This window comes from Paenibacillus wynnii (assembly GCF_030812855.1).
GTDB lineage: Bacteria > Bacillota > Bacilli > Paenibacillales > Paenibacillaceae > Paenibacillus_AQ > Paenibacillus_AQ wynnii_A.
In genome coordinates this window covers 53,775-74,594 of sequence record NZ_JAUSTK010000001.1, presented here as the reverse complement: position 1 = coordinate 74,594, position 20,820 = coordinate 53,775, and the positions used below count along the sequence as shown (strand labels likewise).

Here is a 20,820-nt window from a genome sequence, read left to right as displayed (position 1 = left end):
GAGGTAGGATTGTGATAACAAAAAGAGTAGAATTATCGGAAACTCAGAAAGGTATTTACTTTGATTGCCAAATCGATAACCCTATATCCTATAATATATCGGCAACTTTATTGATTGAGGGCTTACAGGAGAAACACTTTGAGTCGGCTTTAAAATTAGTAATTGGAGAACAAGAAGCCTTACGAAGCAGTCTTGAAATGGTGGATGACTTGCCGGTTTTGGCTATTCATGACCGAATTCCTTATGTATTAGTAAAAGAAGATTTTTCAGATCATGTCGAGCTGAGGGATGAATTATTAAGAGGAATAACTAAGGAAGAATGCAATACGGCATTTGATTTTAGCAAAGCTCCTTTATTTCGCACCAGGTTAATCCAATTGGAGGAGCATAAATATCTATTTCTGATCTGCATCCACCATATTATTTCGGATGGTTTATCCTTGGAGATCTTCAAGACGAAATTACTTGATTATTATTCCTGCCTGGTGAACAAGAAACCAATGGCCTTGAAACAGGATACTGGATTCTCTGAATTTATTGAGCGGGAAAATAGTAAACTCTTAAATGGAAAGTATAGTAAACAAAAAGAGTATTGGTCCGAAAAAATGAGAGGCTCCGAACCGCTGGCCCTGCAACCGGATTATTCAGTTAGACACAAGGATCAAGGCATCGGTAAGGAAAAACGTTTCGAAATACCTTCCGAGATGATTAAAGCCGTTCATCAGCTGTCCATGGATCAAGAAGTGACGGATTTTATGTTCTTTATGGCAGCTTTTACCGTACTTATGAATCAATATACGCGAAATGATGATATCATCTTCTCTTCCCCCTTTTCCTATCGTCCTAGCTTTGATCTGGAAGAAACCATGGGTTGTTTTGTCCATATGTTACCTATGCGTTTCAACATTGAGAGTGATGGACGCTTCACTTCTATTCTGCAGCAGGTTTCCCAAGAATTAATTCAAGTATATAGAAACATTGGATACCCTAATAATTTGATTGTACGAGACAGCCAATTGGTACCTATGCCCGGCTCGCCTTCGATTTTTGATGTGTCTTTTGTCTACGATATTTATGAAGAAACAGAAGATAGCCAGCTTAAAATAGAAGTTCTGGATCAGGATATCGTAACTTTTCCAGGTAGCTTAATGGTCGTTTTAAACAAAACTCCGAATCAGGACTTGATTAAAATCCAATACAAGTCTGGAATCTTTTCGGATGAAATGATAGAGCTGCTGGGACTTAGATTTCTGAAGCTCCTTGAAGTAGTAATACAAAATGTTGAAATTCCAATCGGACAGATTGATTTGTTGTTAGAGAATGAAAAGAAATGTATATTACAAGATTTCAATGCCACTTCGTATTTCCCCTACCAGCCACAGCATATTATGGATGTGCTCCATTCTAAGGTTATCAAGCATCCTGACCATATCGCACTGATCGAAGGGGAGAAACAAGAAACCTATGCTTCCGTGAACGCCAAAGCCAATCAGTTAGCCCGAAAAATTGCGGGAAGAAAAAGAAAAGCCAATGAAGCGATAGGCGTACAGTTGCACCGTTCGATGAATTTGGTAATTAGTCTATTGGCGATCCTCAAAGCAGGTTGTGCGTATGTGCCTATAGATCCCGCTTATCCCGCAGCAAGAAAAGAGTATATTTTTGAAGATGCGGATATTAAGCTTCTTATAACTTCGTCAGAATGTGAGTTTAAGGAAGACTGGAATATAGATTTTCTTAGTATTGATGATCCTGAAACCTATAGTGGAGATTATAGTAATCTCGCAGAGGAACTGGATCCCTTCAGTTTGGCTTACATTATGTACACATCCGGTTCAACCGGCAAACCTAAGGGAGTCATGGTAGAAAATCATAGTGTAGTGAATACATTAATGGATTTGGAAAGACGTTTCCCTCTAGGAAAGGATGATGTGTATCTCCTCAAAACATCCTTTACATTCGATGTGTCTGCGACAGAGTTCTTTGGATGGTTTATGGGGGAAGGCGCATTATTGGTATTAGAGCCGGATGGGGAGAAAAATCCTCAATTCATTTTAAATGAAATCAGCAAACATGCTGTAACCCATATTAATTTTGTTCCAACGATGTTTAGGCTCTTCTTGGAGTTATTTGATATGAACTCTAATCTGGCAAAGTTAAATCCACTTCGATGGATATTTGTCGGCGGAGAAGCCGTAACACCGGATATTTTGCAGAAATTTAATGCGCTCCAGACAAATATCAGCTTGGAAAATGTATATGGACCTACAGAATGTACCATTTGGGTTTCTCACTATTCTCTCAAAAATTACAATGGAGCAGCAAATGTCCCTATTGGCCAGCCGCTTAATGAGTCTCGTTGGTACGTAGTTGGGAACAATGAACATTTGCAGCCGGTTGGTATTCCAGGAGAACTTTGTTTGAGCGGTGTGGGATTAGCCCGGGGATATCTGAACATGACTGCATTGACGGAAGAAAAATTTGTGCCAAATCCTTTTTTTGAGGAAGGTATAGATCCTGAATGCTATCGATATATGTATCGCACCGGAGACCTTGTACGCTGGCTTCCCAGCGGGACTATTGAGTATTTAGGACGAATTGATTTCCAGGTAAAGGTACGGGGAGTTCGTCTGGAAGTTGGGGAAATTGAAAATGCGTTGTCTGAGTGCGAGGGAATTGTTCAAGCCGTAGTAGTTGTGAAGAAACAAGAGGGGAAACCGGGTGTTCTCTGTGCCTATTATCTGTCGGAGAATGAAATCCCTGTCTCAGAGCTTAAAGATCACTTATCGAATTCATTGCCTGCATATATGATCCCCTCATTCTTCGTTCATAAAACAGAGTTACCTCATAATAATAGCGGAAAAATTGATAGGAATGCACTTATTGCAGACTTGGCTTTTATTAAAGAAACATCCATAGAATATGTATCTCCTGGAACAGAGTTAGAGAGTCAGATTGCATCCGTCTGGCAAGAGGTGCTGTCTGTTCCCCTAGTTGGGTTAGATGATAATTTCTTTGAAATCGGCGGGAATTCCTTATCACTGATCCAGGTTCACAATAAACTTAGAAAATTGGTTAATCTTGAATTTACGATCACTCTATTCTTCCAGGCACCGACTGTCCGTTTACTTGCAGAGCACTTTTCTAAAACTGAGACAGAAGTAATTGGCAATAGAGAAGCCTATTTTAAAAGAAACCAAAAAATCGTCCGCCAAGATATAGCGATTATTGGGATGTCAGTGCATGTTCCTGGAGCTGAGAATGTTTTTGATTTTTGGGATAATCTGAAGAACGAAAAAGAAAGTATCCACTTTTATCAAGACGATGAATTGAAGGAACTGGGCATTGACTCTGATCTTTTGAATTCGGCCAATTATGTGAAGGCAAAAGGTAGGCTTCAAGGCGTGGATTATTTTGATCCCCAATTTTTCGGCTACACACCGGGGGAAGTTCGGATGATGTCACCCCAATTACGGCTGCTCTACCAAGGTACATGGGAAGCACTCGAAGATGCCGGTTATTTCCCCAACTCTGATTCCTCCAAAATCGGCATGTTTATGGGAGGTTCCGATGATTTTGAGTGGTACAAGCATGTGCTGTTTGGCGACACTGATTTCAGCAATAAATATCAGGCTTTTACGCTCAGCACCAATCACTTTTTAGCAAGCAGAGTCTCTTATAAATTGGATATTAAAGGGCCTGTATTCTCCGCACTTACGGGATGCTCAACCACATTGGTTACACCGCACTTGGCCTGCCAATCCTTGATTTTAGGGGAATGTGATCTGGCTGTAGCAGGCGGCATTACGATCGAACTTCCCAATGATGGCGGCTACCTGTATGAAGACGGCATGATGTTCTCACCGGATGGACATTGCCGGCCGTTTGATGCCCAAGCTCAAGGTACCGTTTTCTCTAATGGTATGGGGCTTGTTGTATTAAAAAGATTGGATGAAGCCTTGGAAGACGGTGACCAAATCTATGCCGTTATTAAAGGTTCTGCTATTAACAATGATGGCAATCAAAAAGTAGGTTTTCTGGCACCGAGTGTGACCGGTCAAACCGAGGTAATTCAAGAGGCCTATCGTGTCGCTGGAATCGATCCGGAGACCGTTAGCTATGTTGAAGCCCATGGAACGGGGACATTGCTCGGGGACCCGATAGAGGTTGAATCCTTATCGAAGGCTTTTGCTTCTGACAAGAAACAATTCTGTGTCTTAGGCTCTGTCAAAGGAAATGTCGGACATACGGATACGGCAGCCGGTGTGGTAGGCCTTGCGAAAGTAGCCCTTAGTCTAAAGCATAAATATATTCCGGGAACCGTGAACTATCAAGATCCGAATCCGAAAATCGATTTTAAAAACACTCCTTTTATGGTTAAAGAACATGGAACGGAATGGGGGAAGGAGCCCTTAACAAAAGGCTTGTTACGTGCCGGTATCAACTCTTTCGGTGTCGGTGGAACCAATGCTCATATGGTATTGGAGGAGCCCCCGGTGACTAGTGATAGTAGTCCTGATGAACAAGTGAATGTTCTTCCGTTCTCTGCCAAAAGCGCTGAGGCATTAAGGGAAACTTCAAAAAAGGTAGTAGAGTATCTGCTTGAGAATCCGGGTACCCGTCTGACTGATGCAGCTTGGACGTTGCAAGTGGGCAGAATGCCATTCCCTTATCGGAGCACATTGGTTATTAATGAATCGTTCCGGAATGAGCCGGAGAGAATGCTTAAGAATCTAAATGAAACTGCCTTATATGAAGTGAAAGCTTCAAATAGAAAGGTGTACTTTATGTTCCCTGGTCAGGGGAGCCAATATCAGGGAATGGGTCGTGACCTTTATCATTCAGCGGATCGAAGTGCGATGTCCAAGATATTCAAACGTCATATCGATCAAGTATTTGATCTGTTGAAAGAAGAGGAACGTGCGGAGTTTAAAGAGTTAATCTACGGGGATCAGCACCCCCATAAAATTAATCAAACCGAATACAGCCAATTCGCATTGTTTGCTACCAGTTATGCATTAGCCAAGACATTAATGGAGTTAGGGATCCAGCCTGCTGGGATGATTGGTCATAGTATCGGGGAGGTTACTGCAGCTGCGGTTGCCGGTGTGTTTGCTTTGAAGGATGCAGTTGAAATCGTTAGGATTCGCGGTCAGGTTATGCAAAAGCAGGAGCCCGGAGTAATGCTGGCTGTCATGGCTGATGCCGGGGAAGTGGAGAAGGAGCTTGAACCGAATGTCTGGCTGGCTTTGGAGAATACGACCCGCAGTTGTGTTGTTGGAGGAAGCGAACAGGCGATTGTTCATTTTGAACGGAAGTTAGAGAAGCTTGGCTTGAAATTTGTAAGAGTCAAGACCTCTCATGCCTTCCACACACCTATGATGGAACAAGCAGCCCAAGAATTTCAGCAAATCCTTGCCCAATATACGATGAACGAACCTCTAATACCGATCGTTTCCAATACAAGGGGAACCTGGGTTCAGGAAAAGGACATGACAAATCCTGAATATTGGTCCAAACATATTTTAAAAACGGTCAAGTTCTCTAAAAATTTGTCTGAAATACTCAAAAATAAAGATGATGTTTTTATTGAGGTAGGGGCAGGGCGGACATTAAGCACGTTTGCCAGACAACATGAATCCAGAGCGGACGGGCAGCACTTTATTAATCTGATTCGTCATCCGCAAGAAATTGAAAATGATGTGGAATATACAAATAAAAAATTCGGAGAGATTTGGTGTGCAGGTATCCAAGTGGATTGGGTTGCCTTAAAGGGCTCCTCTGTCCGTAAGCGCCTCTCTCTGCCGACTTATGTATTTGATAAAGTCCACTTTCCAATTCATATCCAGACGGACTCTTCGCAAAAATCGGCATTCAACGGACTCGACACCTCAGAGACAAAGCTTTCAATTCCCTTGAGATCCGTCGCTTTCCAGAGTAAGGGCGGCCTGGAGAGTACGGTTATTGATGCATACAAAACGGTTTTCGGGTTCGATACCATTAGTGTCGATCAGAACTTTTTTACACTGGGTGGAGATTCCCTTAAGGCGGTAAGTCTATCTTCTGCTATCAAAAATGTATTGGGCATAAAAGTGGAGATCGCCGACTTGTTCAAATATCCGTCTCCCGGCGCTTTAGCATCCTTTTTAAGTGAAACAGAAGTTAGTAAATCTAATGAAATGAGCATTAGAACTGCACCGAAAATGGACGGGTATACCCTGTCATCGGCTCAAAGCCGGATGTTTGCACTTTCATTATTGGATAAAGACAATGTCGCCTATAATCTTCCTTCAGCCACAATGATCAGAGGTCCGTTGGATAAAGGACGAGTAGAGCAGGCCTTGGATAAATTAATACAGCGGCATGAGTCTTTAAGAACTACGTTCAGAATCAGAGACAATCAACCTGTACAGATCATTCATTCAACGGCGAGAGCTCCGATTACCTATTCGGATAAGACCGTCTCCAGTCATGAGGATATCCGTCATCTTATCTATGAATTTATTAAACCTTTTGATCTCGAAAAAGCTCCATTGTTTAGAGTTGAACTCATCAACACCGGTGTGGACAACTACTTGCTTCTCTTCGATCTCCATCACATTATTGCGGACGGCACTTCTGTGGAAATAATAACTAGAGACTTTAATGAGCTATATTTCGGGGAACTCGCTCCTGCGAAGATTCAATACAAGGACTTTGCTGTATGGCAGAGGGACTACCTGAAGTCGCAAGAAATTGAGGAACAAAAGGAGTTTTGGCTCCAACAACTTGGTGATCATTTGCCTGTCCTGGAATTGCCAATAGACTTTAAGCGACCTCCTGTGAAGGATTTTGCAGGCAGCAGGATTTATTTCGACCTGGATAGACAATTAACATCTAAACTCGTAGATTTGGCTCAAACCTCAGAAGCCACGCTCTTTATGATTATGTTAAGTGCTTGGAATATCCTTTTAGCCAGATACTCGGGTCAAGAAGACATCATTGTAGGGACTCCGGTGGCAGGCAGAACTCAGGAGGAGATAGAAGAAACTGTAGGTATGTTTGTTAACATGCTGGCAATGAGAAACCATCCGGAGAACGGCAAGAGATTTATAGATTTCTTAAATGAGGTGAAAGAGAATTCCCTCAAGGCTTTTGAGAACCAAAATTATCAATTTGATGAGTTGGTTGAACAGTTGAATCTCAAACGGGAATTAAGCCGTAACCCACTATTTGATGTTTGCTTCGATTTTCAGAACATGGAAGTTTATGATTTGGAAATTAACGGCATCCGGTTCACGCCTTATTCCTTCGAGACGAATTCTGCTGCCTACGACCTTGTTCTGACTTGCCAGGAAAACAAGAAAGATCAGGTTATAACAGGATTTTTTGAATACTCAACGGGTTTATTTAAAAAAGAAACTGTGGAACGGATGGCTCGGCACTTCCGGGAAATCCTGATCCATATCACGCAAGAGAAAGATGTCCGAATTTCCGATATCGGCCTTCTTCCTCAAGCAGAGAAACAATTCATTCTGAAACAATTCAATAATACTACCCTTAAGTTTAATGAAAATTTGCTCATCCAGGAGATGTTCGAGCACAATGTGCAGGCTTTCCCTGATAAAACGGCATTAATTGTATCAAGCGGCAAGAAACTGACTTATCGGGAGTTAAATGATCAATCCAATGCGCTGGCTTGGCGCTTAATTGAATTGGGTATTCACAAAGATTCTCTTGTCGGAATAATGCCCCGCAGAGATGAGTATCTGTTAATTTCTATACTTGGCGTATTAAAGGCAGGGGGAGCGTATGTCCCTATTGATCCAGGATTCCCTGAAGAGAGAATTGCCTATATGCTGTCGGAATGCGAAATTAGCACATTAATTTGCTCCCGTGAATACCGGGATCTGATTCATTTTGAAGGTACAATAATTGATTGTAAGTCTCTGGATACTAATTCGAACTTGTATAGTAATCCCTCGCAAAGGGGAATAAAGAACAGCTTGGCTTGTGTCATATTCACTTCCGGTTCAACAGGGAGACCTAAGGGAGTACTGATTAACCAAGAATCTATCGTTAATTTCATTCATGATATAAAGAACAGAGAGATTTTTCGGAATCACGATGACAGAATGATCAGCGTCACCACACTGTCTTTCGATATTTTTGGATTTGAATCTCTTGTTCCGTTATGCACAGGTCATTCTGTTTATTTGGCTGACGAAATTGAACAGCTGGACCCGTCCTTGGCCAACCAAAAGATCATTGAACACAAAGTCACTCATATCTTAAGTACCGTCTCCCGGATTAAAGCTTTTGTCGAGAACCCTGATTTTGATCAGGCTTTGAAACAGCTGAAATGCATCTTAAGCGGTGGTGAAAATTACCCGGTGCAATTGCTGCAAGATCTGCAAAAGAGATCCCAAGCAAGATTCTTTAATATGTACGGTCCGACGGAAACAACGATTTGGTCAACGACAAAGGAACTAACTCATTCCAGTACGATAAACATCGGACAGCCTATTGCCAATACTCAAGCCTACATTATGAATACAGTCGGCAAACTGCAGCCTATCGGTGTCTATGGAGAGCTATACATTGCAGGTCACGGCCTTGCCCGTGGTTATCTAAATAATCCGGAGGAAACGAAGGATAAATTTATTGAGGTCTCTGATCTTCCAGGAATCCTTCTTTATAAAACAGGTGATCGGGCCAGACTTCTTGACAATGGTGAAATAGAACTCTTAGGCAGACTGGACTCTCAGATTAAGATCCGCGGCTACAGAATCGAATTAACTGAAATTGAGAAAATGGTTTTGAGTCATGAGAATATTCGTCAAGCCGTACTGACCGTAATAGACGACAAAAGGAATAACAAACAGCTTGTATTGCATTATTGCACCAAAAGAGAGGTAGAGCTCTCCAGCGAAGATAGCACATGGCTGAAAGGTTGGCTGAGGGAATGTCTGCCTCATTATATGGTTCCTTCTTACTTCATACATTTAGATGAAATGCCTGTCCTGCCTAATGGAAAAATAAACAGAAATGCTCTGATTCTTCCGCAAGAAGAAAGTAGACCAACGGAGGTGCAAGTAACACCGCCTTCATCAGAACTGGAAAGAGCATTACTGGAGGCTTGGAAAGAAGTACTGAATGTTGAGCGCCTCAGTGTTCGAGATAACTTTTTCGACGTAGGTGGAAACTCTCTGGGATTAATATTAATAAATAATAAATTGAACTCGCTTATTGGAAGGTCAATTCCTTTAATGCAGCTATTCCAGCACCCAACCATTGAATCTTTGGTTAAGAGTCTGGGTGTTCCAGTAGTTCAATCCAGTGAGGTTAGGCTGCCGAAACTTTCTTCGAACTCTGAACCGGATTCAACGGACATAGCTGTCATAGGGATGTCCTGTAAATTCCCCGGGGCGGATGATTTGGATTCATTTTGGAGAAATATTGTCTCCGGGAAGGAATCCATCACCTACTTTGATCATGAAGAATTGTTGGAATCCGGAGTTGACCCTGAGTTGTTATCGAATCCGAATTATGTAAGGGCTAAAGGTTTTCTAGAGGGAATTGAGTACTTTGATTCTGAATTCTTTGATTATCCTTATCAGGAATCCAATATGATGGACCCCCAAATCCGAATTCTTCATCAATGCGTCTGGGAGGCTCTGGAACATGCGGGCTATAATTCTTCAGCCTATAAAGGAAGAGTAGGATTATTCGCCGGTAGTGGTTCCAGCTTGCCTTGGATGACCCGGTTTTTAGGGAATCAGAATGATTTTTTAAGTGCTTTTGAAGCCTTGACCTTAAACGAAAAGGATTATCTGACAACAAGAGTGTCCTATAAGCTTAATTTGAAGGGACCTAGCTTTAATATTCAAACGGCTTGCTCCACATCCTTGGTAGCTATTCATCAGGCTGTCCAGTCATTAATTAGTGGGGAATCCGATATGGCCATAGCCGGTGGAGTATCTATTTCTTATCCGCGAAAAGAAGGGTATCTCTGGCATGAAGGCATGATTTTATCCAAAGATGGTCATTGCAGACCTTTCGCCGAAGATTCCTCTGGAACAGTATCAGGTAATGGCTGCGGAATTGTTTTGCTAAAACCGCTTGCCGCTGCAGTAAGGGACGGAGACAAAGTCTATGCCGTAATTAAAGGATCTGCCATTAATAATGATGGAATTGAGAAAATCGGGTATACAGCACCAAGTGTCGCCGGACAAGCCTATGTAATTGATGCTTCTCTTAAAAAAGCAGGCGTGTCTCCAGAGGAGATCAACTATCTCGAAGCTCATGGAACTGGAACTAAATTAGGTGATCCTATTGAGATTGAAGCACTCAAGCAGTCATGGAATACCGACAAAAAAGGATATTGCGCCATAGGATCTGTTAAGGCCAATATTGGTCACTTGGATGCTGCGGCAGGTGTAGCCGGTTTTATTAAGACCGTGTTGACTCTGTACCACAGAACGATTCCTCCTCTTATTAATTATAATGAGGCCAATCCAATGATTGATTTTGACAACAGCCCGTTCTATATCAATACAGAAGCGAAGCATGTCACAGATACTCATACAACCCTAAGAGCGGGAGTGAGCTCTTTTGGTATAGGGGGAACCAATGTTCACGTTATTTTGGAACAACCGCCTATGGAGCAGCAAATGAGCATTTTACCAGATACAGTACATGTGCTGCCATTCTCCGCAAGAAGCCTAACAGCACTAGCCAATACTTCGGAAGCTGTACTGAGCTATTTGGAGAATACCGCGGGTTTTAATCTTTCAGATGTAGCATGGACCTTACAGGATGGACGTAAATCATTCGAATATAGAAAAGTATTAGTAGTGAACAGCTCATCAATTAAAAAGCAGGAAAACAATATAACCGAATTCTTGAATCATCCCGGGCAGAAAATACCGGACATAAAAAAATCTGTAATTTTCATGTTTTCGGGCGAGGAAAGCTACTATCAAGGGATGGCCCACGGCCTATATTTCTCAGATCATAGAAGCAGAATTTCAGAGGTGTTTGGAAGTTATATGGACCATGTTCTATCATTCCTGCAAGAAGATGAACGTGTGAATTCCCTAAGAATATGGTCCGGCAGTACAGATCAAACGGAGATCAATCCAACGGGATATAATCAACTCCTTACGTTTACGATAGGTTACTCACTAGGGAAAACTCTGATTCAGACAGGTGTAGTTCCTAATGGAGTGATGGGTCAAAATATCGGAGAAATATGCGCACTCACTGTTGCTGGAGTTCTGGAACTGGAAGATGCTATTGATCTGGTAAGAAAATACAACGGATGGCTGCAACACGAGGAGACAGGTTCATTAATTGCTGCTATAGCAGAAGGTAATGTGGAAGCAAGTGAAAGATCAACTTTTATATCATGTCTAGAAAATATTCAATACAATCTGAATCAGCCTTGGGTGCAGTTGCTGTCAAAGGAAGATGGAAGCCTAGAGAAGGCATTAGCAGAAAAGAACTCTTTATTTCTAGAAGTAGGTGCTGGTAATGGGTTGCAAGCGTTACTTACACAACATTGGGATGAGGAAGTTGTACATCTGATTCGCCACTTCGATGAAGAGCAGGATGATTTGGTATATCTTAATCAAATACTCGGACAACTCTGGTGTAAGGGTGTTGATCTGGATTGGACTAGATTAAAGGGAGAATCCGTCAGAAAACGTGTTCCTTTACCTACCTATGTTTTTGATAAGAAATTTCATGAGAATGATGTTTCTTTATACAATTTTGCAAGCCGGGCACAGGATAGCAGTACTTCCGGGGCACAAGTGGAAGCGGATTGTTCAGAGAAGAACCCTGAAGAAAGGGTCACTAATCTGTTATCTGGTATCTGGCGAGAAATATTGGGCTGTGATGAGGTTCGTTCCGAGGATGACTTCTTCGTGCTTGGCGGACACTCTCTGAAAGCCATTTCCTTAGCTGCACAAATTCAAAAGAGTTTCGCTGTTGAAATGCCCTTAACAGTAATATTTGCCCGCCCTGTTTTTAATCAAATGGTAGATTGGTTATTGTCCAACGGTCATAAACAAGCAGTACGCAGCATTCTACCCGTTCAGAAGAGAAATCAATATGAAGTCTCATCGGCGCAAAAGCGAATGTACGTGGTCAATGAAATGATCGGTAATGCTGTCCCTTATAATCTTGCTTCCATCTATCTTGTACATGGTTTAGTTGATCGAGAAAAGTTTGTGAAGGTTATTGACGAGTTAGTACACAGACATGAATCGTTAAGAACTAGATTCCAGATGATTGAGGGAGAAGTCGTACAAATTATCGAGGAGAATGTTGCGTCCATCGTCGAATTCGGGACTGCCGCTGAGGATCAGATTGAAGCTGAAGTCCAAAGTAATATTAGACCCTTCGATTTGTCCAAAGCACCTTTATTGAGAATGAAGTTAATAACCATCCATTCAGAAAAGCATGTGCTCTTCATTGATATGCATCATATTATCTCTGACCAAAGTTCTATTGCGATCTTGTTGCAGGAATTTGCTGTCTTATATCGTGGAGAAAAGTTAAATCCGCTTGACCTTCAATATAAGGATTTCGCAGCTTGGCAGAATGAAATATTCAAGAGTAAAGAAATCGAAAAACAAATAGCGTACTGGAAGGATGAATTTACCGGGGAGATTCCAAAGCTTAACATGCTGACAGACTTTAGAAGACCCCGTATCCAGACATTCGAAGGAGATCGTGTTCCACTCGAAATGGGTGTAGAGCTCAGTGCCAAAATGAACATCTTAGGGAGAGAATATGGTTTAACTCCGTACATGGTTCTTATGTCCGCTCTGAAGTTAGTCTTGTGGAAGTATACAGGACAAAATGATCTGGTTGTAGGGACAGGTATTGCGGGACGACGCCATGCGGATCTTGATTCCATAGTGGGAATGTTTGTGAACACGCTGGCAATAAGATCACAAACCAGTGAAGCATTAACCGTTTCTGATTATCTGCAGTATATGAAAGAAAAAATGATCAAGGCCTACGAAAATCAGGACTGTCAATATGAGATGTTAGTTGAAATGCTGGAGCTTGAGAAAGATATGGCCAGAAACCCGCTTTTTGATGTGGTGATTAACTACATTAATATGGGGACGGAAGAACTGGCTATAGGAGATTTGGAACTTTCACCTTGGCCGACGGCGAAGATCGATTGCAAATTTGATATTACATGGACCATTCAGGATAAGGATGGTAGTTATTACTCGGATATTGAGTATAACACCGCTCTCTTCACACGTGAGAGCATCGAGTCTTTCGGGAATAGACTATTGCACATGTTGAGACTCATTACAGCTGAACCTGAACGTAAGCTGGGAGAGCTCTCCATCATGACTCCCGATGAGGAAAAGTGGCTATTGGATTTAAACCAGACTGCAACAGCCTTTCCAAGAGACAAAACTATTATTCAACTTTTTGAAGAACAAGTACAACAAAACGGTCATCGAACAGCTATCATCTGGGAGAGCGAAGAAATTAGCTATATGGATTTGAATAATAGAGCCAACAGACTCGCAGAGCAGATTGCTATGCACAATGTAAGATGCGGCGATAAAATTGCGATTTTACTTGAACGGGGTCCATTGCAGATTGTAAGTATTCTGGGGATACAGAAATCCGGTTGTGTCTATGTGCCGATCGATCCTGAATACCCGGAGAACCGTATCAATTTCATTCTAGAGGATAGCGGTTCTTGCTTGTTGCTAACTCAATCAGAGCTTCTATCGGATATAACTCATGGGATTTCTGCACTTTTAGTGGATATGGAGCCGGACTTGCTGAAATCTAGTGAAGATTTACCGATAACAATGAATCGTCCTTTCCCAACTGTTCGTGCTGAAGATCCAGCTTATATTATGTACACTTCAGGATCGACAGGCACGCCAAAGGGAACTCTCATTAGTCATCGGAATGTAATACGTGTAGCCAAGGAAACCAATTTTATTACGATTGAACCAACGGACAGGCTCTTACAATTATCTAATTATGTATTTGACGGATCGGTATTTGATATCTTTGGTGCCCTGCTTAACGGAGCTAGTCTAGTAATGATCGCTAAGCAAGCTGCTATTGAAATCGCCCAATTGTCTGAGTTCATTGAAGAGCAAGGAATTTCGGTGTTCTTTGTTACAACGGCTCTGTTCAATATGCTGGTGGATGGGGACCTCACCTGTCTTAAAAATGTTCGTAAGATTGTTTTTGGCGGGGAGGCGGCTTCTCTCATCCATGCACGGAAATCCTTGGAAGCACTGGGTCCGAACAAGATCATTAACGGTTATGGGCCAACGGAATCAACGTTCTTTGCAACTTACTACCCTATTAACAAAATAGAGGACAATGAACAATCTGTACCTATTGGTACAGCCCTGTCCAATACAACACTCTATATTCTTGATTCACAAGGTCGGCCTGTCCCATCTAATGTTCCTGGTGAGCTATATATTGGAGGCGACGGGGTAGGCATAGGCTACCTGAACAGAGATGAACTAACGCGTGAGAAATTCATAGAGAACCCATTTGACAGCTCTGAAAAGCTCTATCGCACTGGAGATTTGGTATGGCGTATGCCTTCGGGTGATATCGGATTTATTGGCCGTCAGGATTTCCAAATCAAAATCAGAGGTTTTAGAGTGGAGTTAGGTGAAATTGAAGCTCAAATTAAAGATCTCTCGGGTGTTCAGGATGTAATTGTTGTATCGCAAACGGATAAGTCAGGTAGTCTCTATATTGCTGCTTACTATACTGTTGAGGGACTAACTCACCTCGAACCAGAGCTGATTAGAGAGCTTCTTCTGAACAAGATGCCGGATTATATGATTCCTTCACGGATGATGAAGTTGGATATCTTCCCACTGACGCTAAATGGAAAAATTGATCGCAAGGCTCTGCCGGTTATTGAAGAACACAAAGATCAATTATCCAGCTATATTGCACCTGGAAATGAACTTGAACAGATGATTCTTACAAAAATGCAGGACATTCTCGACAACAGCACCATTGGGATAAAAGATGACTTTTTTAGATTTGGCGGGCAATCCATCAAGGCCATTGCGTTGGTTCAGTCCTTATCGAAGGCAGGTATCCCTGTAAAGGTAAATGAGGTCTTCCAGTATCCTACGGTTGAAGGGCTGGCAGCTCTACCCGAGGTCAGAAAAGTATTTGGATTGGATGCGAAACGCAAGTCAACCGCACCAGAACAAGAAATAAACCTGAATGCTGTAGCTCTTCATAAAAATCAAATAGATAGTCTCGTAGCTCATGTCCGAAATACTTGTTCTATGATCTCAACTATGATTGCTTCTGCGAACCGGTCGGGCGAATTCCCACTCTCTCCCGTTCAGTTCGCTCATGCTTCACTCGGGTCAAGTGTAAGCGGGTTTACCACCCGGATCATCGGGGAGTTGGATGAGCGGAATATACGCGAGATATTTATGAACACCATTCACGACAATCAGCTGCTTCATTGCGTGATCAACAAAGATCAGGCACTGGTATGGAGCGAGTGTGACATCTCGGATCTTCAATCGTTAATTCAGCAGAACATTCCGTACTTAGACTTACGGGAGTATACAGCTCATACCAAAGAACAAATTGCAAATCAGCTGTGCTCAAGATTGTTATTATCGGACTATCTGTTAGGTGAATTACCTTGGAGACTTTGCTGCCTCCGCTTAAGTCAGGATACCCACTATGTAATCTGGGGTTTTGATCATACGGCCTTTGACGGGATGAGCGCCGAGGTGATTCGTCATCAGCTGGAACAGGCGGTTTATGATGCACTGAATGGAGCTGAAGGTGCTCCGACTGAGTCTCCTGGAGGAATGTTTCCGCAAAAATATCAAGATTACGTAGCACTGCTGGCAACAGGACCCCAAGGAATCGGTGAACAAGAAATCATTGACCGTTTTTCCTTGGAACTCTGGAATGAAAGCAATCAAATGCTGATGGAAAAGCTGGATCAAATCCTGAATCGATGCGATAAAGAAATTCAGTTGCATATCCCGTTAAAGGATACCGATATTCAAGCCCAGTGGTGGAAAGCTTTTGATTTCATTGTAAATTTACTCAGCGAATACACGGGGATTCCAGAAACTCCGATAGCGATTGTTAATTACGGCAGAAGCTACTATAACCAAGATTTTTATAACTGTGTCGGTGAGTTTCTGGATATCATTCCTTTGGTTGTAAGGGGAAGTAAGCCAGAGTTACATCCGATGGAACTTATAAAGCATTGTCAGCTTCATTCGATTAACTTTCTATCTTTATTATTTGATCCTGATTTGTCCAAGAAGTTCTCTAAGATAGCTGACCTCTTAAATCCGGCTTATCAAGTATTGGAGGAGCCAAAACCATTTGTTCTATTCAATTTCCAGGGATTTGTATCTAAAGAAGAACAGGAAGCCTTTAGTAATCCACCAGGGGTTGAGGATCAGAACAAGCTGGCAAAAGTATTAGTCACTGTTAATTATGATGAGGAGAATTTAAGAATTATTCTAGAAAGCTCAATGGGTTTTAATTTGGATAAGCTTAGTGAAATCATGGAGACAAAATTAGATCAATATCCAAATGTATTCGTTAATTATGGATTAATGGAGGCCGGAAATGTCTAAGAAAGCGATCCAGCATGGCAAGCCGATTGAACTTCCGAAAGAGTATGATACTTTAGCTGGAATGATGATGGCTACCGTTGAGAATTATCCGCTTAAAGGTATTACGTATGTGGACGCCTCTGGAAAAGAAGACTTTGAATCTTATCCGGCATTAGTTGAAAATGCACGTAAATATCTTAAAGTTCTCTATCGCAAGGGACTGAAGTCTGGGGATATCGTAATCCTGGAAATCGACAACTCCAAAGATTTTTATCGGACATTTTGGGCTTGTATTTTCGGAGGGATCATCGCTGCACCAGTGAGTCAGCCGACCTCATGGGAACCCCAATCAACGGGATTGTTGAAGTTCACCAAGATATGGGAAGTGTTAAATAAACCTGTAGTAGTAGTGGAAGAACAGCTTCGGGCCAGGTATCAAGCTTTACAGGAGGTTTCTCCCTATGAAGAGCTTCGGTTCATCTCATTATATGAATTAAGTGCAAATACAGATGAAATGGAAGACATTCATTGGAACCAATCGGAGGATCTTGTATTCTTACAGTTCTCCTCAGGGAGTACAGGAATCCCCAAAGGCGTGCAGCTTACGAACAAAAATATAATTACGAACACTGTTTCCTGTAAAAACGGGCTTGGTACACAGGCCGATGAGGTTGCTTTCACTTGGCTGCCTCACACCCATGATATGGGCCTGTTTGGACAGCATTTAACCCCGGTAATGAGTGGAAGTGACATTATGGTGTTCTCACCGTATACCTTTATTCGCTCGCCGTATATTTTTCTAAAAAAGATTACCGAACACAAAGGGAAATGGTTCTGTTGCACGAACTTCGGATACGACTGGATGGTGCAGAAAGTACCTGACTCCAAATTATCAACGCTGGATTTGTCTTCTTTAAGATTAACGTTAAATGGAGCCGAACCGATATCCGCAACGGTGATCCGAAATTTCACTGAGAAATTTTCAAAGTGTGGATTTAAACCTAATATGATGTTCCCTGCTTACGGTATGGCAGAGGCGACAGTCGGTGTTTCGATGCCCCAAATCGGAGGTTTGCCTAGAATAGAAAGAATCTACCGTTCCAAATTGACGAATGAGAACCTGGCTGTTCCAGTACAAGAAGCTGACGACGAAGACTGTGTTGAATTTGTACATGAGGGATACGCAGCGGATGGAATCAGTATCCGAATTGCAGATGAACAAGGGAATACCCTCAATGAGCACATGATCGGTGAAATTCAGATCAAAGGCGATTCCGTTACTTCAGGTTATTACAATCTTGAGCATGTAACCAAGGATCTGTTCATTGACGGGTGGCTGCATACAGGCGATCTTGGGTTTATGGTCGATAACGGTTTGATCGTAAGCGGCAGAATTAAAGATATTATCTTTGTCCGGGGTCAGAATTTCTTTGCCCATGATTTAGAGGAAGTTATATATGGTCTTGGAACAATACCTCGGGGCAATATTATGCTGGTTGGACATTTTAATAGTAGAACACAACAGGAAGAGTTGCTTGTCTTCGTCAAGCACAAATCAGATGTAGAGAAGTTCTTGCCTATTCGTCAAAGCATCATCGACCGACTGCAGGAATCTTTAGGGATAGAGATCACCCATGTTATCCCTATCAAACTAATACCCAAAACCACAAGCGGGAAGCTGCAACGGTTCCAATTACGAAAAGGCTTCGAAAATGGAGATTTCAACGATGTTATTAATGAGATTCAAATGAATCTGGCAGATAGCAGACACAAGGAGAGACTCATCAATCTTCCTCAGAGTGAGTTAGAGATATTCCTTCACAACACCTGGTCTGAAGTATTGAGTATTCCTACGCATAGAATTTCTATTGATGATACCTTTTTATCTCTAGGTGGAAATTCCATTCGGGCATACCAATTACTAGACCTGATAGGCAAACATTTTGATAAGGAGATCGGATCTGAGGTCTTAGTCTTTTGTAAGACGATTAGAGAAATTGCCGACTACCTCCAAGCTATGCCGTCTAAGAGTGAAGAATCTTCTAGGGGCTGGAAGACGGATAATCAACTGGATATTCATAAGGCCGTTGCGATTACCGGATTGGCTCTGAGACTTCCAAATGCTAAGAATCAGGAGGAATTCTGGGACAATCTAGCTTCGAAAAAGGACAGCGTCTCTAAGATCAGCTCTAAACGAAGAGCACAGGCAGGTAAGCCGGAATGGGATGATTGGCTGGGGGAGCTTGAGGAAGCAGACAAGTTTGATAATGATTTTTTCGAAATCTCTGCAGAAGAAGCCATGTTTATGGATCCGCAGCAAAGACTCCTTTTAGAAGTTTCTTACGAAGCGCTAGAAGATGCGGGTGTCATTGCGGGTTCGGAAGATAAGAAACGTAATATTGGTGTATACGTTGGAATCAGCCCGAGTACGTATTACCAGCTTGTAGTTGATCATATCGAAAAGAATGGACTGGATCACATTCATCCAAACGCTATGGTTGGCAATATGTCCAATATTGGCGCAGCCTTGATCTCACATTTGTATAATTTCACAGGACCCGCACTAGCCATTGATACAGCATGTTCATCATTCTTGGTTGCCCTACATTACGCTGTGTCTGCGATCAGACAGAACCATATTTCCGGGGCAGTGGTTGGCGGAGCAAATGTTGTGTCAACTTCTATCGTTCATTCCTTATCGCGAAAAGCGGGAATTTGCTCTTCCACTAATCATACTAAAGTATTCGATAAGGATGCTGATGGATCGGTCTTAGGAGAAGGTGCTGTCGTTGTCTATCTGGAACCCCTTACCCAAGCTGTAAAGACAAATAAAAATATCTACGGAGTCATCCGTGGAACTGCAATTAATAATGATGGATATTCACTGGGCATTATGGCACCTAATCCTAAGGGACAATATCAGGTACTGGCGGATGCCTATGCAGATGCCAATCTCTCGCCCAATGAAATCAGCTATATTGAAGCCCATGGATCAGGCACGACCATAGGTGATCCTATTGAGATTAGTGCCTTAACGAAATTATTCTCAAAACCTGAACCGGGTGATCAACCCCATATTGGAATCGGATCTGTAAAAACCAATATTGGCCATCTCTTCCCGGCATCCAGTGGAGCGAGTCTTGCGAAGGTGTTACTAAGTATGAAGAACCAAAAATTAGCACCTAGTCTGCATATGGAGGATGTAAATCCTGCCTTGCAGCTGGAGAAAACACCCCTTTATGTTGTTAAGGATTTGAAGAATTGGTCCCCTAAAGATGAGCAGACCCGGAAAGCGGGAATAAGTTCATTTGGATTAGGAGGAACGAATGCTCATATCGTATTGGAGGAATGGAATAAAAGTGAGGCGGTTCCCAAAGAACAACGCTTGCATCTTTTAACCTTGTCGGCCAAAACAGAAAAAGCACTGGAGAGCATGATCAGCCGCACTGAAATGTTACTGGAAGATTCGCCGGATATGGATATTAATAATTTATGTTTCACTCGTAATCGATATAGAAAACATTACAGCTATCGTGCCGCATGCCTGATTTCAGCCGTTGAGGACACAAATAAATTAACTCAGATAGGTAAAGGACAATTTCTAAAAAAGCGTTCAGCCAAAGTAAATGTTATCCTTGGGGATTTGAAAAGTAGTACTGGTGGGGAGAACAGCGTATTTAAACGGGAAGCGGATGCTGCATACCAGAAATACGCTTTGGAGGTTAGCAGTACGAAAGTGAACGCGGTTGTGAACGACAATCAAAATACGGATGAATGGATACATTTAGCCTACTGGCATTCATTTATATCAGAACTGCAACTAACCGGTGTAAATATTACCGAGATGAGTGGTATAGGTACAGGACAAGTACTTGCTGATTTATTGAATGAAAAAAGTGGTGAGAAGAACAAATCAGCTAAGACCAATACGGCGGATATTGTACTCGGTCTGGGTATAACGGAGGAACATTTGCTGAGTATTTTACCTGGTGAACTCAAAAGCAAAGTGAAAACAGTATGTTTGCAGCCTGAAGGGGAGACCTCCTTTGAACGTAATTTGGTATCAGTCATAGGGGAACTGTACGCCACGGGTGCCGATTTCGACTGGGAATATATTCACCCTGATGGATCGGGTCAAATGATTCACTTACCGACCTACCCATTTGAACAGAATGCCTATTGGATCAATGAATTGAGAGGAGAATGA

At 42.2% G+C, this 20,820-nt stretch carries 2 protein-coding genes; both read left to right on the top strand.

Annotation, left to right across the window (positions count from 1 at the left end; genetic code table 11):
* The first annotated feature begins 11 nt into the window (after nt 1–11).
* Complete coding sequence (locus J2T20_RS00250; protein ID WP_307584461.1) at nt 12–16,634, top strand: non-ribosomal peptide synthetase/type I polyketide synthase; 16,623 nt, start codon at nt 12–14, stop codon at nt 16,632–16,634.
* Nucleotides 16,627–20,820 (top strand): beta-ketoacyl synthase N-terminal-like domain-containing protein, encoded by a 4,194-nt coding sequence (locus J2T20_RS00245; RefSeq protein ID WP_307584460.1) that lies wholly within the window; start codon nt 16,627–16,629, stop codon nt 20,818–20,820. Before J2T20_RS00250 ends, J2T20_RS00245 begins: the two co-directional genes overlap by 8 nt.